The 26,236-nt window shown below is 72.3% G+C and carries 19 protein-coding genes and 2 pseudogenes; 14 read left to right on the top strand and 7 right to left on the bottom strand.

The genetic code is table 11. The features are described from left to right. Positions 1 to 168: 168 nt before the first annotated feature. Positions 169 to 1,560, bottom strand: a pseudogene (locus FM125_RS02815) (short-chain fatty acid transporter). 195 nt (positions 1,561 to 1,755) lie between these two features. On the opposite strand from FM125_RS02815, the gene bioB reads away from it, so the two are divergent. From bioB to bioD, 4 genes are read left to right on the top strand one after another with little or no spacing between them, the layout of a single operon-like run. Continuing rightward, a complete protein-coding gene (bioB, locus tag FM125_RS02810; protein WP_070637110.1) occupies positions 1,756 to 2,997 on the top strand; it encodes a biotin synthase BioB in 1,242 nt (413 codons plus the stop codon). A 7-nt stretch (positions 2,998 to 3,004) separates the two neighbouring features. Further along, positions 3,005 to 4,393, top strand: a complete 1,389-nt coding sequence (gene bioA, locus FM125_RS02805) for an adenosylmethionine--8-amino-7-oxononanoate transaminase (protein WP_087133587.1) — start codon at positions 3,005 to 3,007, stop codon at positions 4,391 to 4,393. Continuing rightward, on the top strand, positions 4,390 to 6,861 hold the full coding sequence (locus FM125_RS12220; RefSeq protein ID WP_245829749.1) for an aminotransferase class I/II-fold pyridoxal phosphate-dependent enzyme: 2,472 nt from the start codon (positions 4,390 to 4,392) through the stop codon (positions 6,859 to 6,861). The genes bioA and FM125_RS12220 overlap by 4 nt, the downstream gene beginning before the upstream one ends. Continuing rightward, on the top strand, positions 6,843 to 7,550 hold the full coding sequence (gene bioD / locus FM125_RS02790; RefSeq protein WP_087133586.1) for an ATP-dependent dethiobiotin synthetase BioD: 708 nt from the start codon (positions 6,843 to 6,845) through the stop codon (positions 7,548 to 7,550). The genes FM125_RS12220 and bioD overlap by 19 nt, the downstream gene beginning before the upstream one ends. Before the next feature lie 173 nt (positions 7,551 to 7,723). On the opposite strand, the gene FM125_RS02780 is transcribed toward bioD, so the two are convergent. The 3 genes from FM125_RS02780 to FM125_RS02770 form a co-directional block, all read right to left on the bottom strand. Beyond that, positions 7,724 to 7,960 carry a hypothetical protein gene (locus FM125_RS02780; RefSeq protein ID WP_087133585.1) on the bottom strand — a complete coding sequence of 79 codons (237 nt, stop codon included), beginning with the start codon at positions 7,958 to 7,960 and terminating at the stop codon, positions 7,724 to 7,726. Positions 7,961 to 8,078: 118 nt separating this feature from the next. Continuing rightward, positions 8,079 to 8,513 carry a hypothetical protein gene (locus FM125_RS02775; protein ID WP_087133584.1) on the bottom strand — a complete coding sequence of 145 codons (435 nt, stop codon included), beginning with the start codon at positions 8,511 to 8,513 and terminating at the stop codon, positions 8,079 to 8,081. Then, positions 8,510 to 9,238, bottom strand: coding sequence for a hypothetical protein (locus tag FM125_RS02770; RefSeq protein WP_143745200.1), 729 nt, complete (start codon positions 9,236 to 9,238; stop codon positions 8,510 to 8,512). Before FM125_RS02770 ends, FM125_RS02775 begins: the two co-directional genes overlap by 4 nt. A gap of 162 nt (positions 9,239 to 9,400) precedes the next feature. On the opposite strand from FM125_RS02770, the gene FM125_RS02765 reads away from it, so the two are divergent. From FM125_RS02765 to FM125_RS02740, 6 genes are all read left to right on the top strand, one after another. After that, positions 9,401 to 10,690, top strand: coding sequence for an adenylosuccinate synthase (locus FM125_RS02765; protein WP_070637124.1), 1,290 nt, complete (start codon positions 9,401 to 9,403; stop codon positions 10,688 to 10,690). A gap of 370 nt (positions 10,691 to 11,060) precedes the next feature. After that, entirely contained in the window at positions 11,061 to 12,239 is a 1,179-nt protein-coding gene (locus FM125_RS02760) for an acetyl-CoA C-acetyltransferase (RefSeq protein ID WP_070637126.1), read from the top strand. 29 nt (positions 12,240 to 12,268) lie between these two features. Further along, the gene (locus tag FM125_RS02755; protein WP_087133582.1) at positions 12,269 to 13,882 is read left to right on the top strand and encodes a fatty acyl-CoA synthetase; all 1,614 of its coding nucleotides are present in this window, start codon (positions 12,269 to 12,271) and stop codon (positions 13,880 to 13,882) included. Beyond that, positions 13,879 to 15,093, top strand: coding sequence for an acyl-CoA dehydrogenase family protein (locus FM125_RS02750; RefSeq protein ID WP_087133581.1), 1,215 nt, complete (start codon positions 13,879 to 13,881; stop codon positions 15,091 to 15,093). The genes FM125_RS02755 and FM125_RS02750 overlap by 4 nt, the downstream gene beginning before the upstream one ends. 32 nt (positions 15,094 to 15,125) lie before the next feature. Further along, positions 15,126 to 15,914 (top strand): carbon-nitrogen hydrolase family protein, encoded by a 789-nt coding sequence (locus tag FM125_RS02745; RefSeq protein ID WP_087133580.1) that lies wholly within the window; start codon positions 15,126 to 15,128, stop codon positions 15,912 to 15,914. 148 nt (positions 15,915 to 16,062) lie between these two features. After that, positions 16,063 to 16,554 (top strand): hypothetical protein, encoded by a 492-nt coding sequence (locus FM125_RS02740; RefSeq protein WP_087133579.1) that lies wholly within the window; start codon positions 16,063 to 16,065, stop codon positions 16,552 to 16,554. 397 nt (positions 16,555 to 16,951) lie between these two features. Here the strand turns inward: FM125_RS02740 and FM125_RS02735 are convergent, their stop codons facing one another. After that, entirely contained in the window at positions 16,952 to 17,602 is a 651-nt protein-coding gene (locus FM125_RS02735; RefSeq protein ID WP_067192157.1) for an IclR family transcriptional regulator, read from the bottom strand. Between the two features lie 153 nt (positions 17,603 to 17,755). Between FM125_RS02735 and FM125_RS02730 the strand changes: the two are divergent. The 4 genes and pseudogenes from FM125_RS02730 (at position 17,756) to hutH (ending at position 23,938) form a co-directional block, all read left to right on the top strand. Then, positions 17,756 to 19,453: pseudogene (locus tag FM125_RS02730) on the top strand (urocanate hydratase). A 108-nt stretch (positions 19,454 to 19,561) separates the two neighbouring features. Beyond that, positions 19,562 to 20,941, top strand: a complete 1,380-nt coding sequence (locus FM125_RS02725) for a YjiH family protein (protein WP_087133578.1) — start codon at positions 19,562 to 19,564, stop codon at positions 20,939 to 20,941. 55 nt (positions 20,942 to 20,996) lie between these two features. Continuing rightward, positions 20,997 to 22,202: an imidazolonepropionase gene (gene hutI, locus FM125_RS02720; RefSeq protein WP_087133577.1), complete on the top strand. Its 1,206-nt coding sequence runs from the start codon at positions 20,997 to 20,999 to the stop codon at positions 22,200 to 22,202. 119 nt (positions 22,203 to 22,321) lie between these two features. Continuing rightward, complete coding sequence (hutH, locus tag FM125_RS02715) at positions 22,322 to 23,938, top strand: histidine ammonia-lyase (protein WP_087133576.1); 1,617 nt, start codon at positions 22,322 to 22,324, stop codon at positions 23,936 to 23,938. A 179-nt stretch (positions 23,939 to 24,117) separates the two neighbouring features. Here hutH and FM125_RS02710 read toward each other — a convergent pair whose 3' ends face one another. Both FM125_RS02710 and FM125_RS02705 read right to left on the bottom strand, forming a co-directional pair. Further along, positions 24,118 to 25,428, bottom strand: a complete 1,311-nt coding sequence (locus tag FM125_RS02710; RefSeq protein WP_087133575.1) for an MFS transporter — start codon at positions 25,426 to 25,428, stop codon at positions 24,118 to 24,120. Continuing rightward, entirely contained in the window at positions 25,425 to 26,087 is a 663-nt protein-coding gene (locus FM125_RS02705) for a flavin reductase family protein (RefSeq protein WP_087133574.1), read from the bottom strand. The genes FM125_RS02710 and FM125_RS02705 overlap by 4 nt, the downstream gene beginning before the upstream one ends. Between the last annotated feature and the right edge of the window lie 149 nt (positions 26,088 to 26,236).

The following is a 26,236-nucleotide window of genomic DNA, read 5'->3' as shown; positions in this document are numbered from 1 at the left end:
CGGGCTGTTCGAACAGTTGCGCATGCAGGCCCGTGGTGAGAAGCCGGACGACGCGACCGCGCATGGGTGACGCCGCGGGGTTCGACGGCGTCTCGACCACTTCCCATGCCGCGGCCTCTGCGGCAGCCGACGCCCGTCACATCTGCACCGATGAGCTCGCCGGCCGGGTCAGAGCGAGACGAGCAGCAGCGTCGCCGCGAACACCAGGCCGGAGGCGATGAGCACGATCGTGGTGTAGCCGAGGATGTCGCGCATCTTCAGCCCGGCGATCGCCAGCAGCGGGATGGCCCAGAACGGCTGGATCATGTTGGTCCACTGGTCGCCGTAGGAGACGGCCATGATGGTGACGGCCGGGTCCACGCCCAGCTCGGCGCCGGCGGAGAGCATGATCGGGCCCTGCACGGCGAACTGGCCTCCACCGGAGGGGACGAAGAAGTTCACCAGGCCGGCTGCGAGGAACGCGAACAGGCCGAAGGTCACCGGGTTGGAGACGGAGACCAGGGCGTCGGACAGCACGGTGATCAGCCCGGTGGCGGTCATCATGCCGAGGATGCCGGCGTACAGGGGGAACTGCAGCAGGATCTCGCCCACGTTCGAGGCGGCCTTCGCCGTCAGCGCGATCAGCTCGTGGGCCGAGCGGGTCAGCAGCAGGATCAGGGCGAGGAAGGACCAGTTCACGATGTCCAGGGTCAGGGTCCCGCCGAGCACGAAGTGGCGGACCAGGTACACGGTCAGGGCCAGGCCCACCAGCAGGGTGGGGACGCGGGAGGCGTCCAGGCGGTCGGCCGGCGTCTCCAGAGGGGCCGCCTCCACCTCCTGCTTCTCAGCCTTCTGCGCGGGAAGCTCGATGATCCTCGTCTCGCCGCGCGGGGCGATGAGGTAGAGGGTCAGGCCGACCACCAGGACCGTCGCGGCCGCGGCGAGCATGTTCCAGGTGGAGAACACGGTCTCGGTGATGGGGACGGTCTGCCCGCCGAGGGACTCGGTGAGGAAGGAGCCCTCGGTGGCCGCGGTGAGCGGGCCGGAGGCCGAGTAGCCCATGTGCCAGACCACGAACCCGGCGAAGCCGGAGGCCCCGAGCATCGGGAAGTGCAGCTGCACGCCGCGGCCGCGGCCGCGGGCGGCGACCTCGCGGGCCATCAGCGCGCCGACCACCAGGCCGAGGCCCCAGGTGATCAGCGCGGCCGCGGCGGCCACCACGAACACGAACAGGTAGGACTGCAGCGGGGTGCGTGGGATGCCTGCGAGCTAGGACAGCAGGCGGCGGACCGGCCCGGTGTTGGCCAGGATGTGGCCGAGCAGCAGCACGAGGGCCATCTGCGTCATGAACTCGAGCAGTCCGGCCAGGCCCCCGCCCCAGCCGTCCAGGACCTCGAGGGGCCCGGCCGGGGTGAGTGTCAGGCAGAGGATCGCGACCAGGAAGGTGAGCACGATCGTGAACATCAGGGAGGAGGGGATGAACCGCTCCACCACGGTGTTGACCGGGCGCATGGCTCGGGAGAAGACGTTCCCCTCGGCGGGGGTCTGCGCGTCGGAGCGCGCGGGGGCGGACGTGGGCATAGAGGGCTCCCTCCGGTGCGGGCGGGCAGGGGCTTCCATCGAACCCCCTCGAGTGACTCAGGTCACTCTAATAGAGGGATCCCCGCTGCGACGGCCGCCCCCGAGGGCGGCGAGGCGGGTTGATGAACAGTGTTCAATGATCCTGCTACAGTGCTGGGCATCACATCGCCGTGACCGACGACCCCGAGGTGCCCCATGACTCCTGCCGTTCCGCAGACCCTCGCAGCCCAGCAGACCGCCGCCGGCCTCCTCGACCCGGAGACCCTCGTGGACCGCATCGAGGCGGGCCACGTGCTCACCGCTGAAGAGGCCGTCGCTGTGCTGGACGCCCCGGACGCGGAGACGTTCCGCATCGTCGCGGCAGCCTCGCGCCTGCGCGAGAAGCACTTCGGCCGCACGGTCAAGGTCAACTATTTGGTCAGCCTCAAGACCGGTCTCTGCCCGGAGAACTGCACCTACTGCTCCCAGCGGCTCGGCACCGAGGCCGAGATCCTGCGCTACACGTGGCTCAAGCCGGAGGAGGCCGTCCGCCAGGCGGGCCTGGGCATCGCCGGCGGCGCCTCGCGCGTGTGCATGGTGGCCTCCGGCACCGGTCCCACGGACCGCGACGTCGACCGCGTGGCCGGCATGGTCGGCGACCTCAAGGCCCAGCACCCGGACGTCGAGGTGTGCGCGTGCCTCGGCTTCCTCAAGGACGGCCAGGCCGAGAAGCTCAGGGACGCCGGCGTCGACGCCTACAACCACAACCTCAACACGGCCGAGTCCCACTACGAGTCCATCTGCACCTCGCACACCTACGAGCAGCGCGTGGACACCGTGCAGCGTGCCGGCGCCGCCGGCCTGTCCTCCTGCAGCGGCCTGATCGCGGGCATGGGGGAGACGCACGAGCAGCTCGTCGAGGCCGTCCTCGCGCTCCGCGACCTGGACTCCGACTCCATCCCCGTCAACTTCCTCATGCCCTTCGACGGCACCCCGTTGCAGGGCCACCAGCAGCTCACGCCCCTCGAGTGCCTCCGGATCCTCGCCATGGTCCGCATGGCGTGCCCGGACAAGGAGCTGCGCATCGCCGGCGGCCGCGAGATGCACCTGCGCTCCCTGCAGCCGGTCGGCCTGCAGGTGGCCAACTCGATCTTCCTCGGCGACTACCTCACCTCTGAGGGCCAGGACGCCGAGGCAGATCTGCAGATGATCGCCGACGCCGGCTTCACGGTGCTCGGCGCCGAGGAGCGTGCACAGCAGGCCGCGACCGACGACGGCGGCCCGGCCGGCGGCTGCTGCGGCGGCACGGACGACGCCGGCCCGTGCGGCTCCGGTGCGGCCGTCGCCTCGGCGGCCAGGGCCGCGGAGGACGCTCGACCCGACACGGGCTCCGAGGGCGCCGTGAAGCCCGAGCTGCGCCGTCGGGGCGCGGGCACGGCCGAGCCCGCCAACGCCTGAACGCACCGTGACCACTCCCGCTGAAGCCGGCCTCCTCGACCGCGACGCCGCCCACCTCTGGCACCCCTACGGGGCCGCCGGCGCCCACCAGCTCTACGCCGTGCACGGCGCCCGGGGCGTCCGCCTCGACCTCGAGGGGCCGGGCGGGGAGCGTCACCGCGCCATCGACGCGATGGCGTCCTGGTGGTCCGTGGTGCACGGGCACGGGCACCCTGTGCTCGTCGAGGCGCTGACCCGGCAGGCCGCGGCCTTCCCGCACGTCATGTTCGGCGGGCTCACGCACGCGCCCGCCGTCGACCTGGCGGAACGGCTCGTCGCGCACACCCCCGCCGCGCTCGAGCACGTGTTCCTCGCCGACTCCGGCTCGGTCTCGGTGGAGGTCGCGCTCAAGCTCGCCCTCCAGTACCAGGCGACGCGCGGCCGTCCCAGCCGCCGCCGATTCCTCACGGTCCGCGGCGGCTACCACGGGGACACCGCCGCGCCCATGGGCGTGTGCGATCCCGTGGACGGCATGCACGCGGCCTTCACCTCGCTCGTGGCTCGGCATCTGTTCCTGCCCCGTCCGCCGGCGGCACGCTGGATGCCCGAGGGCGTCGCCGCGGCACCCACGGCGCCCGACGCCGTTCCGGCCGGCCACTGGGAGGCCGACGACGCCGCCTTCGCCGCGTGGGAGGACGAGGCCCGCGCCTTCACCGCCGCGCACGCGGACGAGATCGCCGGCGTGATCCTCGAACCCGTGCTCCAGGGGGCGGGGGGCATGCGCGTCTACGACCCGCGCTGCCTCGCCGTGCTGCGCGAGCTGTGCGACGAGCACGGGCTCCTGCTCATCGCCGATGAGATCGCCACCGGCTTCGGCCGCACCGGCCGCTGGCTCGCGTGCGAATGGGCCGGCGTCGTTCCGGACGTGCTGTGCCTCGGCAAGGCGCTCACCGGCGGCACCATGACGGGCGCGGCCATGCTGTGCACCGCCGAAGTGGCCGAGACGGTCTCCCGACGGGAACGGGGCATGCCCGGGGCGCTCCTCCATGGGCCCACGTTCATGGGCAACCCGCTGATGTGCGCGGTCGCCTCCGCATCCCTCGACCTGCTCACCGACCCGCGTGACGGCTGGGCCGCCCAGGTGCCCCGCGTCGAGGCCGGATTGCGCGCCGGGCTGTCGCCGGCCGCCGATCTTTCCGCCGTCACCGACGTGCGGGTCCTGGGCGCGGTCGGCGTCGTGGAGCTGGACCGGACCGTGGACGTCGAGCCCGTCACTCGGGCCGCCGTCGCCCGCGGTGCGTGGGTACGCCCCTTCCGGCGGCTGGTGTACGTGATGCCGCCCTACGTGAGCACCGACGACGACGTCGCCACGATCTGCGCGGCCGTCACCGGGGCCATCGGGGAGGTCTGCGCATGAGCACCGCCGAGGCCGTCGCGGCCACGAGCACGCCCGCCGACCCGTGGTCCTCGTGGCTGCGCTCCCGGGCCGACGTCCGCGCGCGCCGCGGCCTGGAGCGCCGCGCCGACCCGCCGGAGCCGGGCACGCCGTCGTCGGACGTCGTGGACCTGGCCGCCAACGACTACCTGGGCCTGGCCGCCCACCCGGACGTGCGGGCCGCCGCAGCGCGCGTCGCCACCGAGGGGCCGGTCGGGGCGCGGGCCTCCCGCGTGGTGACGGGGACACATCCGGCGCACGCCGACCTCGAGTCCGCCGCCGCCGCGCTGGCCGGCGCGGATGCCGCCCTCGCCTTCTCCTCCGGCTACACCGCGAACCTCGGCGTCCTCGGTGCCCTGGCCGGGCCGGGCACCGCCTTCCTCCTGGACGAGCACGCCCACGCGAGCCTGCGCGACGGCGCCGCCCTCGCCGCCACCGCCCGCTCAGGGGCCTTCACCTCCTTGCCGGGCGCGTCGGTCACCACGGTGGAGCACAACAGCGTGCCCGCCTTCCGGGCCGCCCTCGACCGGCTGCGCGCCGAAGGGCGGGCGCGACGGATCGTGCTGGTGGTCGAGTCCCTGTACTCCGTGCTCGGGGACGAGGCCGACCTGCCCGCGTTGGCCGCCCTGGCCGCCGAACACGGCGCCCTGCTCGTGGTGGACGAGGCCCACTCGCTCGGCGTGGTGCCCGGCGGCAGCCGCGCGGGCGCCCTGGGACTGTGGGCGGGGCAGGCGCCCGTCGTGGTCACCGCCACCTGCTCGAAGGCCCTCGGCGGACAGGGCGGTCTGGCCCTGTTCGGCGGACCCGACGCGCAGTCCTGGCGCGACCACGTGCTGAACACCGCCCGGACCTTCGTCTTCGACACGGCCCTGGCCCCCGTGCTGGCCGCCTCCGCGGCGGCCGCCTGCCGGATCGCCGCCACGGGAGAGCCCGCGGCACGGCTCGCGCGGGCCCGGGAGACGGCCGTGGACGTCCTCACCCGCCGGCCCGAGCTGGCCGGGCACGTGGAGGTCGGGGCGGGGGCCGTCCACTCGATCCGCATGCCCGGACCGGAGCAGGCCGTCGCCGCGGCCGCGGAACTGCGCGCGCACGGTGTCCTCGTGGGATGCTTCCGCCCGCCCAGCGTGCCCGACGGCGTCGCCCGCCTCCGCGTGAGCGTGACCACCGCCGTCCCCGAGCCCCGGCTGCGGGCGGCGCTGGAGGCGGTGGCGAGCGTGGCCGCCCGGGCGTGGGGTGCGTCCACGGGCTGTCCGTTCTCCCACGGTGACCCGCGGCCGGAGGCCGTGCGCGGCGACCACCTGCGGATCTCCGATCCCGCCGACCTGCGGCGCGTGCTCACCGACCCCGGGACGTTCGCCTCGGACAACGCCCTCACGGCGGTCGTCCCGCTGAGCGGCCCGGCCCGCCGCATCCTCGCCGCTGCCCGCTTCCGGCTGCCGCCCGTGCTCGCCTTCGCCGGCGGGGAGGAGCACCGGGCGGTGCGTCGCGTCGTGGCACCGTTCTTCTCCCCGGCGAAGGTGCGCGAAGCCCGCGGCCGGATCCTCGCGACCACCCGGACGGCCCTCACGGCCGCCCTCGCAGACACCGGCCGCGCAGGCGGGGCCGTGGACCTGGCGACCACCGTGGCGGCAGCGGTCCCGGCGCGCGTGATGTCCGCCCTGACCGGCGTGCCCAACCCGCCCGAGGCGCAGCTGCACCGCTGGAGCGCCGACTCCCTCGAACTGTTCTGGGGCTGGCCGGACGAGGACCGCCAGCTGCGGCTCGCCCGCTCCGCCGCCGACTTCCACCGGTGGCTGCGCGGGGCCGTCGTCGAGGCGCGCGGGGACGACGCACAGCCCGGCAACCTGTTCGCGGCGCTGCACGAGGCCGGCGTCGACGACGAGCGGATCGTCTCCCTCGGCTACTTCCTGGTGATCGCAGGGCAGGAGACCACCCGGCTGCTCATCTCCACCGCGCTCACCCGCGCCCTGGCCGACCCCGCCCGCTGGGCCGCGCTCGGCGCCGGGGCGGACGGGGGCGCCGGAGCCGATGCGGCGGAGGCGGCCGCGGCCGAGCTCGTGGCCGAGTGCCTCCGGACGAGCTCCTCGGTGCCCACCTGGCGGCGCCTCGCCACGGCGGACGTCCGCGTCGGCGAGCACGAGATCCGCGCCGGCGACGAGCTCCTGCTGCACCTCAGCGGCGAACAGCACGATGACGCCCGGCTCGCCTTCGGCTTCGGCCTTCATCGCTGCCTCGGGGCCGGGCTCGCGGAGCTCGAGACCGCCCTCGTGGTCCGCGAGGTCGCCCGCCTGCTGCCGGGCGCCCGGCTCACCGGGCCTCCGGCGACGTGGCTGCGCCTGCTCTCCTTCCAGGCACCGCAGCACGTGCTCGTGACGCCCGGACCGTGGCACGGCGGCGAGGACACCCGAATCGAGCAGAGTGGAGTGGACGCATGCGCATCGAGGTCGTGACCGGCACGGACACGGACGTCGGCAAGACGTGGGGCACCGCCGCGCTCGCGGCCCGTGCCCTGGCGGCTGGGCTCCGCGTGCACGTGGACAAGCCGGTGCAGACGGGCGTCGCTTCGGGAGAGGCGGGCGACGCCGAGGCCGTCCGAGACCTGGTGGCCGCGGCCGCCGCATCCGGCGCGCTCGACGCCGCCGCTCCGGCCCGCCTGACCGTGTCCGAGGGGGCGCGGGTCGGCCCCGCGATGGCCCCCGTGGACGCCGTCGCCCACGCGGGGGAGGGGACGCCCCCTCTGCCGTCTCTGGGTGAGCAGCTGGGCCGTTGGCTGCGCCTCGCCGCGGGCGTCGACCACCTGCTTGTCGAGGGCGCCGGTGGGATCACCGTGGCGTGGACCGAGGCCGACGAGGGGCCTGTGGACGCCGTGCGCGCGCTGCGGGCGGCCGGGCTCGAGGCGGGGTTGACGGTCGTGGCGCGCCCCGGGCTGGGCACGCAGAATCACGCGCGCCTCACGGTGGAGCACGCCGCCGCCCGTGGCGTGGCGCCGGAGCGGATCCTCGTCAGCGGCGTGGCCGCGGACCCAGACCCCGTCGAGCGGGCCAACCTCGTGTTCCTGGCCCGCCTGGCCGGCGCCCACGGGGCGGTGCTGGAGGCGGTGCCGCGGGGCACCCCGCCGCGCGTTGTTCCGGAACGCTGACGGCCATCAGGGCGATGCCGCACACGAGGCCGACGTCCATCGCGGTGCTCTTGCCGAGCAGGTCCATGAGCACCGGGGTCGTGGCGCCGGAGTCCGGGTGGTCGTCGCCGTCGGGGAAGATGATCGCGGCCAGCGCCCACGGCAGCACGGCCCAGGGGCGCCACGTGCCCACGCTAGGGCCCTTCCGGGTGGGGCGGGATGGCGAAGCCGGCGGCCACGAGGAACACGAACAGGTAGGACTGGATCGGCGTGCGCGGGATGCCTGCGAGCCAGGACAGCAGGCAGAGGATCGCGACCAGGAAGGTCAGGACGATCGTGAACATCAGGGAGGAGGGGATGAACCTCTCCACCACGGTGTTGACCGGGTGCATGGCCCGGGAGAAGACGTTCCCCTCGGCGGGGGCTTCCATCGAACCTCCCTCGAGTGACTCAGGTCACTCGCATGGAGGGATCCCCGCTGCGGCGGAGGCAGGTGGCGATCGCCGCGATGCCGCAGGCGGCGCTGCCGAGCAGCAGCGGCGGGCTGAGTCAGAGGGCGAGCACCTCGTCCGAGGTGCCCAGTGCGTCGGCCAGGAGGCTGGTGGCGAAGAAAAAACCGTCCCCGCCGGGGGCGTCCGTGTAGTCCGGGTGGACGAGGATCGCGAGCACGCCGAGCACCCAGCATGCCGTCAGCAGATGCCGCAGCCGCCTGCCGAGGACGACGCCCGGCGTGGGCTCGTGCTCCGGGTTCGCCCGCGGGAGCCTCCAGAGCGCGGCCGCCACGGCCGCGCCGCAGAGGGCATGCGGCAGGCCGAGGACCGCCAGGTAGAGCCCGCTGATCCAGCCGAAGCCCACGAAGACCGCGCGCAGCAGTACCACCGCCAGTGGCAGCAGGACGAAGGCGACGGTGATCGGCAGCAGCAGGTTCGTGCGGTCGTGGCCCACGGAGGGCTGGCCGTGGACGCCGCCGCCGGCGGTGCTCACCGGCGCTCTTCCGGTCGGTCGTGGGGGAAGGCCGCGGTGGCGCGGGCCGGCACCGGGGCGGGCATCGGGGCGGCGTCGGCTGCGGGTGCCCGCAGGCGCCGTACCAGGCAGAGGAGGACCGCCGCGGCGCCGCACAGCAGGGAGACGGCGGCCAGGGTCAGGCCGACGGCCATTGTGATCTCGGCGGCGAGGTCGTATCCCCAGAGCTGCTCGGCGACGGGCAGGGCGACTGCGGACTCCGGGGCGTCGCCGGCGTCCGGGAGGATCGCCGGTCCGGCGACGCCGGCGGCCCAGCAGGCGCAGAGAAGGACGGTCAGCGGGGCACCGAGCCGGATGCCGGAGCGACGCTCGTGCACCGTGTTCACGCGGGGGAGCATCAGCAGGGACAGTCCGACGGCCAGCCCGCCGAACGCCTGCAGGGCCACGCCGAGCATGATGTAGAGGAGCATCATCCACCCGGCCAGACCGTTCATCGCGCGCAGCGTCACCACGATCACCGGGATCGCCAGGAAGGCCAGGGTCACGGCCCAGACGACCGGCACCCGCCACAGGCCGACGGACGGACCCCGCAGAGGCGGAGCGGGGTAGGCCCGTTCCCGCGCGTACGGATCGTGGGCGGCGGGATCGTCGGAGCGGGGGTCGTGGACGGCGGCCCCCGGGGCACGCCGGCCCTGGAAGTGCGGGTCATCGGGGTCCGGGTGCGCCCCCGTCTGCGGCAGGCTCATGGTGTCCAGCATAGAGAGCGGGCCGAGTCCGTCATACCCCGAAGTGTGTCATGCGTCACGCTGGTAGACTCCCCGTGCAAGGGCTCCCTGCGCATTGCACGGAGCATTTTCCATGTTCGGGCCCGTGATGCGGCAGCGTCCGGGCCCTGTAGGAGAGATGACATGCCAGCGATCGCTATCGTCGGCGCCCAGTGGGGCGACGAGGGCAAGGGCAAGGCCACCGACCTGCTGGGGGGCCGCGTGGACTACGTGGTCAAGCCCAACGGCGGCAACAACGCCGGTCACACCGTGGTGGTGAACGGCGAGAAGTTCGAGCTGAAGCTGTTGCCGGCCGGCATCCTGTCCCCGAACGCGGTTCCGGTGATCGGCAACGGCGTGGTCATCAACCTCGAGGCGCTGTTCCAGGAGATCGACGGCCTCGAGGCCCGCGGCCACTCCTGCGCGAACCTGAAGATCTCGGCCAACGCCCACCTGGTGGCCCCGTACCACCAGACTATGGACAAGGTCACCGAGCGCTTCCTCGGCAAGCGCGCCATCGGCACCACGGGCCGGGGCATCGGCCCCACCTACATGGACAAGGTCGCCCGCCTCGGCATCCGCGTGCAGGACGTCTTCGACGAGTCGATCCTGCGGCAGAAGATCGAGGGTGCCCTGCGGCAGAAGAACGAGCTGCTGGTGAAGCTCTACAACCGCCGTGCCGTCACGGTGGACGAGATCGTCGAGTACTTCCTGTCCTACGCGGACCGCCTCAAGCCGATGGTCGTGGACTCCGTGAACCTGCTCAACGACGCCCTGGACGAGGGCAAGGTCGTGCTGATGGAGGGCGGCCAGGCCACCTACCTGGACGTGGACCACGGCACCTATCCGTTCGTGACCTCCTCCAACCCGACCGCCGGCGGGGCGTCCGTGGGCGCGGGCATCGGCCCGACCCGCTTCTCCCGGACCATCGGCATCGTGAAGGCCTACACCACCCGCGTGGGCTCCGGGCCGTTCCCCACCGAGCTCTTCGACGAGATGGGCGAGAAGCTGCGCACCACCGGCGGCGAGTTCGGCGTGAACACCGGCCGCCCGCGCCGCACCGGCTGGTATGACGCCGTCATGGCGCACTACGCCGCCCGCATCAACGGCTTCACCGACTACTTCCTCACCAAGCTGGACGTGCTCACCGGCATCGAGAAGATCCCGGTGTGCGTGGCCTACGACGTGGACGGCGTGCGCCACGACCGCATGCCCATGACCCAGACCGAGTTCCACCACGCGAAGCCGATCTTCGAGTACTTCGACGGCTGGACCGAGGACATCTCCGGCGCCCGCACGCTGGAGGACCTGCCGGAGAACGCGCAGAAGTACGTGCAGGCCCTGGAGGAGATGTCCGGCTGCCGGATCTCCGCGATCGGCGTCGGCCCGGGCCGCGACCAGGTGGTCCAGGTCCACGACCTGATCGAGGACTGACGAGCCTGCCGTGGGCAGGGCGCCTCCGCCGACCGGGCGGGGGCGCCTTGCTGTTGCACGCTCCTGCGCTGCAGGCGCCGGCGCTCCTTCCCGACGACGGTCCCTCGCCTCCGCCTGGGTCCCTCGGCTCCGCCGGGGGCACTTGCCCCGCGGCCTGCCGACGCGGTCGCCGCCGGTCCGGGGGCATGCTGTGCCCGGGGCCGCCACCGTGGGGGCGTGGCCGTGTCCGCACTGTGGAACGGGCCTTGGTGTGCTGTGCGCCACAAGGGTTAGCCTCGATTAACCGAACCGGTCGGCCGCATTCCCTCCGGGCGTCCTGCGCCCGGGGGCGTGTGCGAGCCGCCCGAGCCCTCGCTACGTAAGGAGCTCCATGGCCGAGGCCTACATCATCGACGCCGTCCGCACCCCGGTGGGCAAGCGCGGCAAGGGGTTCGCCCAGGTCCACCCGCTGGACCTCGCCGCCGTCCCGCTGCGCACTCTCCTGGAGCGCCACGGGGACAGGATCGGCGACTCCGCGAACGTGGACGAGGTGATCCTCGGCTGCATCGACCAGATCGGCCCGCAGGCCATGGACATCGCCCGCAACGCCTGGCTCGCCGCCGGAGGTTCCGAGGACGTGCCCGGATCCACCATCGAACGTCAGTGCGGCTCCGGCCAGCAGGCCGTGCACTACGCGGCCCAGGCCGTCATGTCCGGCACCTCGGACCTGGTGATCGCCGGCGGTGTGCAGTCCATGTCCGCCGTCCCGCTGGCCACGTCCAACGTGATCGCCAAGGACCTCGGCTTCCCGGACCCGTACACCGGCTCCGAGGCCTGGGCGGCCCGCTACGGGGACGAACAGATCTCCCAGTTCCGCGGCGCGGAGATGATGGTGGAGAAGTGGAACATCACCCGTGAGCAGGCCGAGGACCTGGCCGTCCAGTCCCACGAGCGCGCGCTCGCCGCCCAGGCGGCCGGCCGCTTCGACCGCGAGATCGTCCCCTGCTTCGGCGTCACCGCGGACGAGGGCCCGCGCACCCCGGACCGGGAGAAGATGGCCTCCCTGCAGCCCATCTCCGAGGGTGGGATCCTCACCGCGGCCAGCGCCTCCCAGATGTCCGACGGCGCCGCCGCCCTGCTCATCGCCTCCGAGGCCGCCGTGGAGAAGCACGGGCTCACCCCGCGCGCCCGCATCCACCACCTCTCCGCCCGCGGCGCCGACCCGGTGATGATGCTCTCCGCCCCCATCCCGGCCACCGCCTACGCCCTGGACAAGGCGGGCATGACCATCGAGGACATGGACGTCGTCGAGATCAACGAGGCCTTCGCCTCCGTGGTCCTCGCCTGGCTCGCCGAGACCGGCGCCGACCCGGCCAAGGTCAACCCCAACGGCGGCGCCATGGCCCTCGGCCACCCCATCGGCGCCACCGGCGCCCGCCTGATGACCTCCCTGCTGCACGAGCTCGAGCGCACCGGCGGCCGCTACGGCCTGCAGACCATGTGCGAGGGCGGCGGCCAGGCCAACGTCACCATCATCGAGAACCTCAACGCCGGCACCCCGGCCGCCTGACACCTGCCCGACGACAGAAGGACGCCTCCATGACCATCGCCCACGATGTCACCTCGTTGGTGCCGGCCTCCGCGTACCAGTTCGGCCTGACCCACCTGCTGGACCGCAGCGCGGCCGCCTACCGCCGCAACACCGCCACCCGCTTCGGCGAGCGGTCCCTCACCTACGCCGAGCTCGCCGCCGCCGTGGACCGCACCGCCCGGGGCCTGCAGCGCCTCGGTCTGAAGCCCGGCGACCGCGTCGGCGCGTTCAGCATGAACTCGGACCTCTACCTGATCCTGTTCCTGGCCGCCGCCCGTGCCGGCCTCATCCATGTGCCCGTGAACTCGGGCCTGAAGGGCGGCGAGCTCGCCCACATCCTCAACGACTCCGGCGCCACCGTCCTCGTCGTGGACAAGGCCCTGGCACCCCTGGTGGACGAGGTGCGGGCGAGCGGCAAGGTGGAGTCCCTGGCCGTCGTCGTGCCCTTCCAGAAGGGGGAGCAGGCAGAGGAGAATGCCGCCGGCATCACCAGCCTGGAGGAGCTCGCGCTCGACGAGACCCCGGCCGGTGCCGCCGAGGGCGCCGAGCCGTTCCCGCAGGTGCACTCCGAGGACCCGGTGCAGCTGCTCTACACCTCCGGCACCACCTCCGCCCCGAAGGGCGCCGTGATGACCCATCGCGCGCTGGTGGCGGAGTACGACTCCACCCTGATCGCGCTTGACTTCACCGAGGAGGACCGCCCGCTGATCGCGATGCCGCTGTACCACTCGGCGGCCATGCACGTCTTCGCCATGCCGTACCTGTCCCTCGGCGCGACGCTGCGGATCATCGAGAAGCCGGACATCGGTCAGATGCTGCAGCTGGTGCAGGACGAGCACATCGGCTCCCTGTTCCTCGCCCCCACCGTGTGGGTGCCGCTGGCCAATCGCGAGGACCTCGGCGACTACGACCTGACCTCCCTCACCAAGGCCCAGTACGGCGCCTCGATCATGCCGGTCACCGTGCTGCAGCGCCTGCGCGAGGCGTTCCCCAAGCTCGGCTTCTACAACTGCTTCGGCCAGTCCGAGATGGCCCCGCTGTGCACCGTGTTGCGCCCCGAGGAGCACCACGCCCGCCCGGCCTCCTGCGGCCGCCCCGCCCAGCACGTGCAGGTCCGCGTGGTCGACCCCACCGGCGAGCCCGTGCAGGTCGGCGAGCCCGGGGAGATCCAGTACCGCTCGCCGCAGCTCTTCTCCGGCTACTGGAACAACCCGGAGGCCACCGAGGCCGCGTTCATGGACGGCTGGTTCCGCTCCGGCGACCAGGTCACCCAGGACGAGGCCGGCTACATCCAGGTGGTGGATCGCATCAAGGACGTCATCAACACCGGCGGCGTCCTCGTGGCCCCGCGTGAGGTGGAGGACTGCGTCTACGAGGTGGACGGCGTGGCCGAGGTCGCCGTGATCGGCGTCCCGGACGAGCGCTGGATCGAGGCCATCACCGCCGTGGTGGTGCTCAAGGACGGCGCCCAGGTCACCGAGGAGCAGGTGATCGCCCACGTCAAGGAGAACCTCGCCGGCTTCAAGGTGCCCAAGTCCGTGGAGTTCGTGGAAGAGCTGCCGCGCAACCAGTCCGGAAAGCTGCTCAAGCGCGTGCTGCGCAAGGAGAGGAGCGAGGCGTGAGCCTGACCCCGGAGCTCGACATCGACGTCCGCACCCCGCTGGACACCGACTTCCTCGGCGCCTTCGCCGACGCCACGGAGGCCGACCGCGCCGCTGCCGCGAAGGCCCGTGAGACCGTCACGCCCATGCTGGACGAACTCGCCGAGGCCTGGCACAACGCCGAGTACCCGGTGCACCTGGTGCAGCAGGTGGCCGCCGCCGGCCTCATCACCGACGGCGTGGCCGTGGCGGGCATGGACACCCTGTCCCCGCTGGCGGCCGGCCTGGTGACCATGGAGCTGTCCCGTCTGGACGGCTCGCTCGCCGCGGCCTGCGCCGTGCAGGGCGGCCTGGCCCTGCGCTCCGTCGTGGCGCTCGGCTCCGAGGAGCAGAAGGCGGCGTACGCCCAGAGGCTGGCCCGCGGCGAGCTGCTCGGTGCCTTCGCCCTGACCGAGCCGGAGCACGGCTCCGACTCCGTGGCGCTGGAGACCACCGCCCGGAAGCTCGCCGGCGGCTGGGTGATCGACGGCCAGAAGAAGTGGATCGGCAACGGCGCCGCCGGCGGGATCACCCTCGTCTGGGCCCGGGACGAGGAGGGTCAGGTCCGCGGGTTCATCGTCCCGCAGGAGACCGAGGGATACTCGGCCGAGCCGATCGTGCGCAAGGGCGTGCTGCGTGCCCTCCACCAGTCCCTCATCACCCTGGACTCGGTGAAGGTCGGCGATGAGGCCCTGCTGCCGGGCGCGAACTCCTTCGCGGACACCGCCCGTGTCCTCGAGGCCACCCGCGTGAACATCGGCTGGTCCGCCCTCGGGCACGCCACCGCCCTGTTCGAGGGCGCCCTGCAGTACACGCAGGCCCGCGTGCAGTTCGGCAAGCCGCTGGCCGCCCAGCAGACCGTGCAGGAGCGGCTGTCCCAGATGCTCGAGGCCATCACCTCCATGCAGCTGCAGGCCGCCGCCGTGGCCCGGCTCCAGGCGGCCGGGCAGCTGCGCGGTGAGCACGCCTCGATGCTGAAGTACCACAACACCCGCGCCGCACGCCGGGTCGCCGGCATCGCCCGGGACCTCATGGGCGGCAACGGCCTGCTGCTGGAGCACGGCATGATCCAGCACTTCGCGGACCTCGAGGCGCTGCACACCTACGAGGGCACCGAGACGGTGCAGTCCCTCATCATGGGCCGCCGCCTCACCGGACACTCCGCCTACGGCTGGGCGAGCGCCAAGGCCTGATCCGACGGTGGGGCGGACGTTACGCTGGCCACATGAGGATCAGCGTCGGACAGTTCCGCCCCACCGGAGTCATCGAGGAGAACCTCGAGGTGCTCCGTCGGCTCACCGCCCAGGCCGCCGAGGAGGGCGCCGGGCTCGTCGTGTTCCCCGAGGAGTCGATGCTCACGCAGCGCCATCTCGTCACGGACACCTTCGAGGAGGCCGTGGACACCGAATGGGGCGAGTTCGTCGCCGCGCTCAGGGACATGGCTCGCGAGCACGGGATCGCGATCATCGCCGGCGGATACGAGCCCTCCGGGACCCCGCGCCCCTACAACACCCTCGTGGCCGTGGACGGCTCCGGTGCCGAGCTCGGCACCTACCGGAAGCTCCACCTCTACGACGCGTTCAAGCACAAGGAGTCGGACACCATCACCCCGGGCGACCGGGACCTGCTGTCCGTCCGCATCGGCGAGCTGACCTTCGGCCTGCTCACCTGCTACGACCTGCGCTTCCCGGAGCTGTCCCGCAAGCTCGCCGTGGACGGCGCGGACGTGCTCGTGGTCCCGGCCGCCTGGTTCAAGGGCGACCACAAGGTGGACCACTGGCAGACCCTGCTCAAGGCCCGGGCCGTGGAGAACACCGTCTGGGTGGTCGCCGCGGACACCTGCTCGGACTCGACGATCGGGCACTCGGCGATCGTGGACCCGCTGGCCCTGCCGGTGGCGGCGCTGGAGGACGAGCGCGAGGCCCTCGTGACCGCCGAGGTCACCCGTGACCGCATCGAGGACGTCCGCTCCTTCCTGCCGGTCCTCCAGAACCGGCGCACCGACGTCCTCTGACCTGCGGGCGACCGGCGGCATCACGGGCCGGACGCCATGATTCCCGGCCCGGCACCCGGTGGCACTAAACTGGAGCACAGAACTCTGGGCGCCCGTGGGCGCCCGGCGCGCAGAGGGCCCCGGAGGCGGGGCGGATGGGAGACCAGCAATGAACACGAACACCACCGTCGCCACCCGCGGCGGCGCACGCCCGGTGCCGGCCGAGCCGATCGTCCCGCCGAGCCTGCCGGTCAACGCCTGGGGCATTACCAACCGCATCGTGATCGTCGCGGCGATCGTGCTGGCGGTCGCCGAGTTCGTCCAGCTCTTCACCACCCGGCCCGACGGCCTCGTGGTGCTCGGCGAGGGCGGTGTGGGCTTCGTGCCGCTCATGCTCTCCCTGTTCTTCGCCCTGATCGGCGGCTCCCTCGCCGGCGTCGTCGCCTCGTGGGTCGTCAACGTCATGGGCGGCTACGGCCGCAACGCCGGCCGCTACGCGATCGGCGGTCTGGTCGGCGGCATCGTCTCGGTGCTGCTGCTGATCATGATCTTCTCGAACACCGCCGCCGAGAACTCCGGCTGGGTCCTGCTGATCGGCATGCCGGTCGCCGGCCTGATCGGCGGCCTCTGGGCCGGCATCAGCTCCGCCCGTCGCCACTGAGCGATAAGCGGGTCATCACTCGCCCCTGCGCGCCGCCTCACTCGCACCGCGCGCTCGCACCGCACGACGGCGCCGTTCCCCCGACGGAGGGGAAGGGCGCCGTCGTCGTCTGTGGGGCCTTGCTCGACGGGCATGACGAAGGGCCCCGGTCCGGCTTTCGCCGGTCCGGGGCCCTTCGCTGTCATCACTCGCACCTTCGATGAGGTGCTTTCAGCATAGGGATCCTTCGTGGAGGTACCAGGGGAGAACTCTGGGAATTGTCTGAAACCGGGTCACCGTGCGGTGACGGCCCGCTGTGCGCCGTCCTCGCCACGCGCCCGGGCGCCGGCCCTGTGCGCCGCGTGTCCCGACGACGGCACCGACGCCCGGCCTGTGCGGCGCCTCCTCGAGGGCCCGCTCACCGCCCGGAGAGGGCGTCCGCGATCTGCGCGGTCGCCTCGACGAGGGCCTGCCGGCAGCTCTCGGCGAGCTCATCGGTGCAGCGGTAGGTCGGCACGAGCGTGGACAGTGCGCCCACGGGGGAGCCCTGGACCGTGATCGGAGCGGACAGGGCGGTGACGTCCCGTTCCACGGTGTCCTTGATCATCGCGACGGAGTCGGCCTCGACCTCGCCGCGGAGCACGGCGCCCACGGCGGTGCCGTCGAGGGGGACGGTGCGGCCGACCCAGTTGGTGTGGCGCACGGAGTGGGTGCCCTCCACGATCGCGATGTAGACGGCGGTGTCGGCTGCGCCCGGGATCGCCAGGTACACGGACTCGCCGGTCTTCTCGGCGAGCGCCCGCATGGGCTCGCCGGAGAGCTCCACGAGCGGCTCGCGGGTGAAGGCGCGTGCACCGAGGCGGATCAGCTGTGCGCCGGGGCGGTAGCGGCCGTCGTCGTCGCGGGTGACGAGGCCGGCGCCCTCAAGGCTGCGCAGCAGACGCAGGGCCGTGGAGGGGGCGAGGTCGGTCTGCCGCGCGGCGTCGGACAGGGTCAGCGCGGAGCGCTCGGTCACGGCGGCCAGCAGGTCCAGGGCGCGGTCCACGGTGCGCGTCGAGGCGGAGGGCATGGAGAAAGCCTATACAAGGGGTTGCGCGCGCCACACCGGGAGGGTTTCAATGGATGGAAGGCATACGCCATCAGATGAAAAGGCGAGGCTGACGCGCCCACCCGACCGGCCGCCGTCGGGAAGGACACCGGACCCCTTGAAGGAGAGGACCCCATGACCCAGGGATTCACCCAGCACGACCCGTCCCGCGAGATCCGCGCTCCGCGCGGCACGGAGATCTCCGCCAAGTCCTGGCAGACCGAGGCCCCGCTGCGGATGCTCATGAACAACCTGGACCCCGAGGTCGCCGAGCGTCCCGAGGACCTCGTCGTCTACGGCGGCACCGGCCGCGCGGCCCGCTCCTGAGAGGCCTTCGACGCGATCGTCGAGACCCTGAAGGACCTCGAGGAGGACGAGACCCTCCTAGTGCAGTCCGGCAAGCCGGTCGGCGTGCTCCGCACCAACACGTGGGCCCCGCGCGTGCTGATCGCCAACTCCAACCTGGTGGGCGACTGGGCGGACTGGGCCACCTTCCGCAAGCTCGAGGCCGAAGGCCTGATGATGTACGGCCAGATGACCGCCGGCTCCTGGATCTACATCGCCACCCAGGGCATCCTGCAGGGCACCTACGAGACCTTCGCCGCCATCGGCCGCAAGAAGTACGACGGCACCCTCGCCGGCACCCTGACCCTCACCGGCGGCTGCGGCGGCATGGGCGGCGCCCAGCCCCTGGCCGTCACCCTCAACGGCGGCGTCTGCCTGATCGTGGACGTCTCCGCCGAGCGCCTGCGCCGCCGCCAGTCCAAGCGCTACCTGCACGAGGTGGAGACCGACCTGGACAAGGCGATCGCCCGCGTCAACGAGGCGAAGAAGAACAAGGAGGCCGTCTCCGTGGGCCTGGTGGGCAACGCCGCCGAGGTGTTCCCGGAGCTGCTCAAGCGCCACCAGGCGGGCGAGCTCGAGATCGACATCGTCACGGACCAGACCTCCGCCCACGACCCGCTGTCCTACCTCCCGGTGGAGTACACCGTGGAGCAGTGGCACGAGGAGGCCGCCGCGGACGAGGCCGGCTTCACCAAGAAGTCCCAGGAGTCCATGGCCCGCCACGTGGAGGCCATGGTCGGCTTCCAGGACGCCGGCGCCGAGGTCTTCGACTACGGCAACTCCATCCGCGACGAGGCCCGCAAGGCCGGCTACGACCGTGCCTTCGAGTTCCCGGGCTTCGTCCCGGCCTACATCCGCCCGCTGTTCTGCGAGGGCCTCGGCCCGTTCCGCTGGGTGGCCCTCTCCGGCGACCCGGAGGACATCCGCGTCACCGACGAGGCCCTGAAGGAGCTGTTCCCGGAGAACGAGCACCTGCACCGCTGGCTGGACGGCGCCGCCGAGTTCGTGGAGTTCGAGGGCCTGCCGGCCCGCATCTGCTGGCTCGGCTACAACGAGCGCCACAGGGCCGGCCTGCTGTTCAATCAGCTGGTGGCCGAGGGCAAGGTCAAGGCGCCGATCGCCATCGGCCGCGACCACCTGGACTCCGGCTCCGTGGCCTCCCCGTACCGCGAGACCGAGGCCATGCTGGACGGCTCCGACGCGATCGCCGACTGGCCGCTGCTCAACGCCCTGACCGCCACCTCCTCCGGTGCCACCTGGGTGTCCATCCACCACGGCGGCGGCGTCGGCATCGGCCGGTCCATCCACGCCGGTCAGGTCGGCCTGGCGGACGGCACCGAGCTGGCCGCAGCCAAGCTCGAGGCGCTGCTCACCAACGACCCGGCCATGGGCGTCATCCGCCACGTGGACGCCGGCTACTCCCGCGCCGCCGAGGTGGCGGCCGAGCGCGGTGTGCGTGTGCCCATGGAGGCGAAGATCCGCGACTGACGCACCCGTGCGGCCGTCGTCGTCCCCCGCACGGGCACGACGACGGCCCCCACCGTGGCGGAGGCGGCCCGCCTCCGCCACGGTGCAACCCAGGAGAGGAGCAGCACGATGTCCGTGACGAACCCGGGGGACCGCGAGTTCCACAGCTACACGACCGCGATGGCGGCGATCGGCCGTGACGAGCCCCGCCCGTCCGGCCGCTGGCGCATGATCGTCTACTCGGCGATCGGCATCGTGATGTTCTTCGTGCCGATCACCCTGAACGGCACCACGACCATCCCGCTGGACCACCTGGTCAACGGCGTCCGCACCCTGCTGGGGGAGGCGGACCGCTTCGTGGCCCTGGCGATCATCGCCGCCGGCGCCGTCTACCCGTTCGTCACCGGTACGTGGCGGCAGTCGGCGTTGAAGGCCGCGTTCGCGTTCCTGGCCGTGCTCGGACTGGTCACCGCGTCCATGGTGGTCTTCGGGTTCGGCCCGGAGTTCGTGCTGAACGAGGACATCGGACCGTTCCTCATGGACTCGCTGGTGGTGCAGGTCGGACTGATCGTGCCGATCGGCGGCATCTTCCTGGCCCTGATCATCGGCTACGGCCTCATGGAGTTCGTGGGCGTGTACCTGCGCCCGGCCATGCGTCCGGTGTTCCGGGTGCCCGGCCGCTCCGCGGTGGACGCCGTCGCCTCCTTCGTGGGCTCCTACGCGCTGGGCCTGCTGCTGACCAACCGCATGTACCGCGGGGGCCGCTACACGGCCAAGGAGGGCGCCATCATCGCGGTGGGCTTCTCCACGGTCTCGGCCACCTTCATGGTGATCGTCGCCCGCACGCTGGACCTGATGGGCGTGTGGCTCTGGTACTTCGTGGGCACCCTCGTGGTGACGTTCGCCGTGACCGCGCTGGTGGTGCGCCTGCCGCCGCTGAGCCGCATCCCGGACGAGGTCTACCCCGGAGCGGAGCCACGCCCGGAGCAGCCGGTGACCCATGACCGCTTCGCCGTGGCCCGCCGCGCCGCCGAGCAGACCCTGGCCGAGGCACCGTCACTGCCGAAGAACATCTGGATCAACTTCCGTGACGGCCTGGTGATGGTCATGCAGATCCTGCCGTCCATCATGTCCGTGGGCCTGATCGCGCTGGTGCTGGCCACCTACACTCCGGTGTTCACCTGGGTGGGCCTGGTGTTCTGGCCGTTCTTCTGGATCCTCGGCTTCTCCGATCCGTCGCTGATGGCCACCGCCGCGGCGACCTCGATCGCCGAGATGTTCATCCCGGCCACCCTGCTGGCCGGCAGCGACGACCTCGTGGCCCGCTTCGTGATCGGCGTCGTCTGCGTCTCCGCGATCATCTTCTTCTCCGCCGTGGTCCCTGCCATCCTGGCCACGGACCTGCCGATCAAGCTGTGGCACCTGGTGGTCATCTGGGTCGAGCGCGTGATCCTCACGATCCTGCTCGCCACCCCGCTGGCCCACCTGGTGGCGGCCGTCGCGGTCTGACCGCCGGCCACACCGACCGACGCACGCCCCTGCCCCCTCACCCGGAAGGACCCGCATGACCTCCCACCTGATCACCGACATCGGCGAGCTCACCTGCGTGGACGCCGAGTCCCGCGTGCTGCACGACGCCGCCGTGGTGGTGGAGGACGGCACGATCGCCTGGATCGGCGCAGCCGCCGACGCCCCGGAGGCGGACGGACGCACCTGCGCCGAGGGCCGGGCCGTGCTGCCCGGCTGGGTGGACCCCCACACCCACCTCGTCTTCGACGGGGACCGCTCCGCCGAGTTCGAGGCCCGCATGGCCGGTGAGTCCTACGCCGCCGGCGGCATCGGGGTGACCACGCAGGCGACCCGTGCCGCCTCGGACGAGCGCCTGGCCGATCTGGTCCGCGGCCGGGTGGCCGACGCGGTGGCCGGAGGAACCACCTATCTGGAGACCAAGACCGGCTACGGGCTCACCGTGGAGGAGGAAGCGCGCCACGCGCGCCTGCTGGCCGGACTGCGCGCGGAGGGCCTCGTGGACGAGGTGACCTTCCTCGGCGCCCACCTCGTCCCCGCGGGACGGCAGGCGGAGGACTACCTCGACGACGTCGTCGGGCCCATGCTCGAGGCCGTGCGGGAGCACGTCGACTGGGTGGACGTGTTCTGCGACCGCGGTGCCTTCGACGGCGACCAGACTCGGCGAGTGTTCGAGGCCGGCCGTGCCGCCGGGCTGGGGCTGCGCCTGCACGGCAACCAGATCGAACACGGGCCCGGCGTCGCCGTGGCCGTGGAGTACGGTGCGGCCTCGGTGGACCACGTCAACCACCTCACAGACGAGGACGTCGCCGCCCTGGCCTCCACCTGGGCCGGCTGGGATGCGGCAGCCCGCGCCGGCGAGCCCGGCACCGTGGCCGGGTGCCTGCCCGCCTGCGACCTGTCCACGCGTGCCCCGCTGGCGCCGGGCCGAGACCTGCTGGACGCCGGTGTGCCGATCGCGCTGGCCTCCAACTGCAACCCGGGCACCAGCTACACCACCAGCCAGAACTTCAACGTGGGCACCGCCGTGCTGCAGATGCACCTGACCCTGGCCGAGGCCATCGAGGCGGCCACCTACGGCGGAGCGCTGGCGCTGCGGGCCCAGGATCGGGTCGGGAGCATCGAGGTGGGCAAGCGCGCCGACCTGCACATGCTGGACGCGCCCGCCGCCATTCACCTGGCCTACCGCCCCGGCATGCCCCTGACCCACGCGGTCTGGCGCGCGGGCCGTCGCGTGGCCTGACAGCCTCCACCGCGTACGATCACAGCCGGGGCCACCCACCCGTCCGCATGCGAGGCCGCACGCACCCGTCCGGAGCCGGCCTCTCCCTCCGAAACCCCCTGACCCGAGGAGTGCACCGCATGACCACCACCACTGCCGCCAGCGTCACGCTCGGCACGTCCGGCGCCACCCTGGACGACGTCCTCGCCGTGGCCCGCCACGATGCCCGCGTGGTGCTCGCCGACGACGTGCTCGAGACCGTCGGCGCGGTGCGCCGCCACGTCGAAGCGCTGGCCGAGGCCGAGACCCCCACCTACGGCGTCTCCACCGGCTTCGGCGCGCTCGCGGACAAGCACATCCCGCTCGAGTCCCGCGCGCAGCTGCAGAAGTCCCTGATCCGCTCCCACGCCGCCGGCATGGGCCCGGTGGTGGAGCGCGAGGTCGTGCGCGCGCTGATGTTCCTGCGCGCCACCACGCTGGCCTCCGGGCGCACGGGTGTGCGCCCCGTGGTGGTCGAGACGTTCGTGGCCATGCTCAACGCGGGCATCACCCCCGCCGTGCGCGAGTTCGGCTCGCTGGGCTGCTCCGGCGACCTCGCCCCGCTCTCCCACGTGGCCCTGGCGCTGATGGGCGAGGGCGACGTCGTCGGGACGGACGGTGAGCTGCGTCCGGCCGGCGAGGCGCTCGCCGAGGCCGGGATCGAGCCGGTGGAGCTGCGGGAGAAGGAGGGCCTGGCCCTGGTCAACGGCACCGAGGGCATGCTCGGCATGCTGATCATGGCGCTGGCCGACCTCGAGGAGCTCGCGGACACCGTGGACCTCACCGCCGCGATGTCCGTGGAGGCGCTGCTCGGCACCGACCGCGTGTTCGTGCCGGAGCTGCACGCTCCGCTGCGCCCCCATCCGGGCCAGGCGGCCTCCGCGGACCGGATGCTGAAGATTCTGGCGGGTTCGCCGATCGTGGCCTCGCACCGCGAGGGCGACTCCCGCGTGCAGGACGCCTACTCGCTGCGCTGCGCCCCGCAGGTGGCCGGCGGCCTGCGCGACACCCTCGCGTACGTGCGCACCGTGGCCGAGCGCGAACTCGCCGCGACCGTGGACAACCCGGTGGTGCTCGACGACGGCCGGGTGAGCTCGAACGGCAACTTCCACGGTGCGCCCGTGGCCTATGTGCTGGACTTCCTGGCCATTCCGGTGGCGGATGTGGCGAGCATGTCCGAGCGCCGCACCGACCGCATGCTGGACCCGGCCCGCTCGCACGGGCTGCCCGCGTTCCTGGTGGACGACCCGGGCGTGGACTCCGGCATGATGATCGCCCAGTACACGCAGGCCGGGCTCGTCTCGGACATGAAGCGTCTGGCCGTGCCGGCGTCCGTGGACTCCATCCCGTCCTCGGCGATGCAGGAGGACCACGTCTCCATGGGCTGGCACGCCGCCCGCAAGCTGCGCTCAGCCGTGGAGAACTTCCGCCGTGTGCTCGCCGTGGAGCTCGTGGCGGCTGCCCGCGCGATCGAGCTGCGCGCGCCGTTGCAGCCCTCCGTCGCCACCGGTGCGGCCGTCCGTGTGATCCGTGAGGCCGGCGTCCCCGGCCCGGGGCCGGACCAGTACATGGCCCCGCAGCTGGCCGCCGCCGAGCAGGCCCTGCGGGACGGCTCCGTGCTGGCCGCGGTGGCGGAGGCGCTGGCGGGTGCGTCCGTCGACGCCGAGCCGCAGGATCTGGGCGGGCAGTCCACGGGCGCCGAGGCCGAGGGGCACTGACGCCCCAGGGCGGTCAGATGCCGCAGTGGGGCCAGATGCCACAGAGTGGTCACGGCACGCCGCGTGCGCCTGCACGAGACGGCATGCCGTGACCACTGCGCGTGTGGAGGGGCGGCCTGCGGTTCGGGCCGGGCCCGCTCCGCCGCGCCGGGGTGGGCCGGGCCTGGCCTCAGGCCGGCTCAGGCCGCCAGGTCCACGTCCTTCGTCTCCTTCATGAGCAGGCCGGTCAGTCCGGTGACGCCGCCGACCACCATGAGGTAGATCGGGAACGCGCTGGTCCACCCCTGCGCCGTCAGCCACGTGATCAGGTACGGCGCCGTGCCGCCGAAGATCGCGGTGGCCAGCGAGAGCATGGTGGCCACGCCCTTGGCGCGCACCGCCGTGGGCAGCGCCTCGGACCAGACGGCGCCGTTGACGCCGAACAGCAGCGCCACGGCCAGCAGGGCGATGGTCTGCACGAGCAGGAACGAGGCGAAGCTGCCGTCCAGCATGCCGAACAGCGGGAACGGGAGCACCACGAAGAGCAGACCGAACGCGATGACCAGCGGACGACGTCCGACCCGATCGCCGAGCAGGCCCGCCCCGAGGATGGCGGCAAGGAAGATCAGCTGGGCCACGAGCGAGGCCGAGAGGGTGGTGGACTCGTCCATCTGGTGGGTCACCTGCGCGTGCGTGGGCAGGTAGATCAGCCACGTGTAGAACATCAGCGAACCTCCTGCAGAGACCAGGAAGATCGTCAGCAGGCCGCGCCACACTGAACCCGACTCCTGGCGCGGGGACTCGTCGGCGGCGGGCACCACCTGCTGGGCGGCCGTGAAGTGCTCCGACTCCGTCAGGCTCCGGCGCAGGTACAGCGCATAGAGGCCCAGGACGCCGCCGATGCCGAAGGCCACGCGCCAGCCCCAGGAGGCCACCTGGTCCTGGGAGAGCAGCGTGGTGACGGCCAGGCCCACGAGTGTCGCCAGGATGGTTCCCACCACCACGGACACCCACGACGTGGCCCCGAACAGTGCACGCCGACCCTGCGGCGCCCTTTCGACCAGGTAGGTGACGGACGTGCCCATCTCGCCGCCGTGTGCCAGGCCCTGGAGCAGGCGGGCGACGACGAGGATCACCGAGGCGAGGACGCCCACCGTGCCGTAGGTCGGGGTGAAGGCGATGAGCAGGCTGCCCAGTGCGGTGACCATCATCGCCGCGAAGAGGCTGCGCTTGCGGCCCACCCGGTCCGCGTAGGCGCCGAACAGGTAGCCGCCGAGGGGTCGGGCGACGAAGCCCACCGCGAAGACGGCCAAGGTCGCGAGCAGCCCGGACGTGGGATTGTCCGCGTGGAAGATCTGCGCCGCGAAGACCGGCGCGAAGATCGTGTAGACGTTCCAGTCGTACCACTCCAGCGCGTTGCCGAAGTTCACGGCCAGCATGTCCTTCACGCTCCGGGGCCGGGGTCGAGGCACGGGAGCGGGGCGGGTCGCGCCGCCGGCGGCGGTGCTCATGCCCGCCCCTCGAGTCCGGCCTGGGCATCGCCGTCGGCGCCGGGCACACGCATCTCGAAGGTCTCCCGCACCACGGTGTAGTCGAAGTAGCCCAGGCGGGCGATCGGCTGGATGCGCGGGATGTCGAGTCGGCCGTCGGCGGTGATGACGTCGTCGTCGATGTGGATGGTGTCCACGTGGGCGAAGACCACGTCGATGGTGCCGACGTTCGAGTTCCCCTTGATGCGGTGCGTCGAGTGGTAGCGGCACTCGAAGCGCACAGGCGACTCGGCGACCATCGGAATGCGGTGGTCGTCCGCGTAGACCTTGGTGACGCCGTGCTCGGCGATGCGGTCCCACTCGCTCTCGCCCGGCTCCAGGGCCATGGCGGTGACGTTGACGGCCTCGCGCAGGTCGTAGGTGGCCATGTTCCACACGAACCAGCCGGTCTGCTCCGCGTTGAGGACGGTGTCCTTGCGGCGTCCGTCCGGGTACTGGTTCGCGGAGAACATCACCATGGGCGGGTCGAAGGTGAGGTTCTGCCACTGGCTGTAGGGAGCGATGTTCTCCATGCCGTCCGGGCTCACGGAGGACAGCCAGCCGATGGGGCGGGGGACGGTGGAGCTCTTGAACGGGGAGTAGGGCAGGGGGTTGGCCTCGTGCTGCGGGCGGTACTTCATGACGCCTCCATGTGATGCGGACTACAGGGTGTGCGCCACGTTACGCCGCATATCCGAGATATATCAAGAGCATCCGGGCAGACGACTGCCTAGGTGTACTCGGCCATGACGTTGGTGACAGATAGACGTTGACGATGAAAAGAACCTCC

The organism is Micrococcus lylae (assembly GCF_900163825.1).
Taxonomy (GTDB): domain Bacteria; phylum Actinomycetota; class Actinomycetes; order Actinomycetales; family Micrococcaceae; genus Micrococcus; species Micrococcus lylae.
This window is presented reverse-complemented; position numbering and strand designations above follow the sequence as displayed.

Coding starts and splice junctions, on each gene's coding strand:
- bioD (WP_087133586.1), top strand. CDS start 6,843: ATGCGCATCGAGGTCGTGACCGGCACGGACACGGACGTCGGCAAGACG.
- FM125_RS02780 (WP_087133585.1), bottom strand. CDS start 7,960: ATGGAAGCCCCCGCCGAGGGGAACGTCTTCTCCCGGGCCATGCACCCG.
- FM125_RS02725 (WP_087133578.1), top strand. CDS start 19,562: ATGTCCGTGACGAACCCGGGGGACCGCGAGTTCCACAGCTACACGACC.
- FM125_RS02740 (WP_087133579.1), top strand. CDS start 16,063: ATGAACACGAACACCACCGTCGCCACCCGCGGCGGCGCACGCCCGGTG.
- hutH (WP_087133576.1), top strand. CDS start 22,322: ATGACCACCACCACTGCCGCCAGCGTCACGCTCGGCACGTCCGGCGCC.
- FM125_RS02765 (WP_070637124.1), top strand. CDS start 9,401: ATGCCAGCGATCGCTATCGTCGGCGCCCAGTGGGGCGACGAGGGCAAG.
- FM125_RS12220 (WP_245829749.1), top strand. CDS start 4,390: ATGAGCACCGCCGAGGCCGTCGCGGCCACGAGCACGCCCGCCGACCCG.
- FM125_RS02710 (WP_087133575.1), bottom strand. CDS start 25,428: ATGAGCACCGCCGCCGGCGGCGCGACCCGCCCCGCTCCCGTGCCTCGA.
- bioB (WP_070637110.1), top strand. CDS start 1,756: ATGACTCCTGCCGTTCCGCAGACCCTCGCAGCCCAGCAGACCGCCGCC.
- FM125_RS02745 (WP_087133580.1), top strand. CDS start 15,126: ATGAGGATCAGCGTCGGACAGTTCCGCCCCACCGGAGTCATCGAGGAG.
- FM125_RS02705 (WP_087133574.1), bottom strand. CDS start 26,087: ATGAAGTACCGCCCGCAGCACGAGGCCAACCCCCTGCCCTACTCCCCG.
- FM125_RS02735 (WP_067192157.1), bottom strand. CDS start 17,602: ATGCCCTCCGCCTCGACGCGCACCGTGGACCGCGCCCTGGACCTGCTG.
- hutI (WP_087133577.1), top strand. CDS start 20,997: ATGACCTCCCACCTGATCACCGACATCGGCGAGCTCACCTGCGTGGAC.
- FM125_RS02760 (WP_070637126.1), top strand. CDS start 11,061: ATGGCCGAGGCCTACATCATCGACGCCGTCCGCACCCCGGTGGGCAAG.
- FM125_RS02755 (WP_087133582.1), top strand. CDS start 12,269: ATGACCATCGCCCACGATGTCACCTCGTTGGTGCCGGCCTCCGCGTAC.
- FM125_RS02770 (WP_143745200.1), bottom strand. CDS start 9,238: ATGAGCCTGCCGCAGACGGGGGCGCACCCGGACCCCGATGACCCGCAC.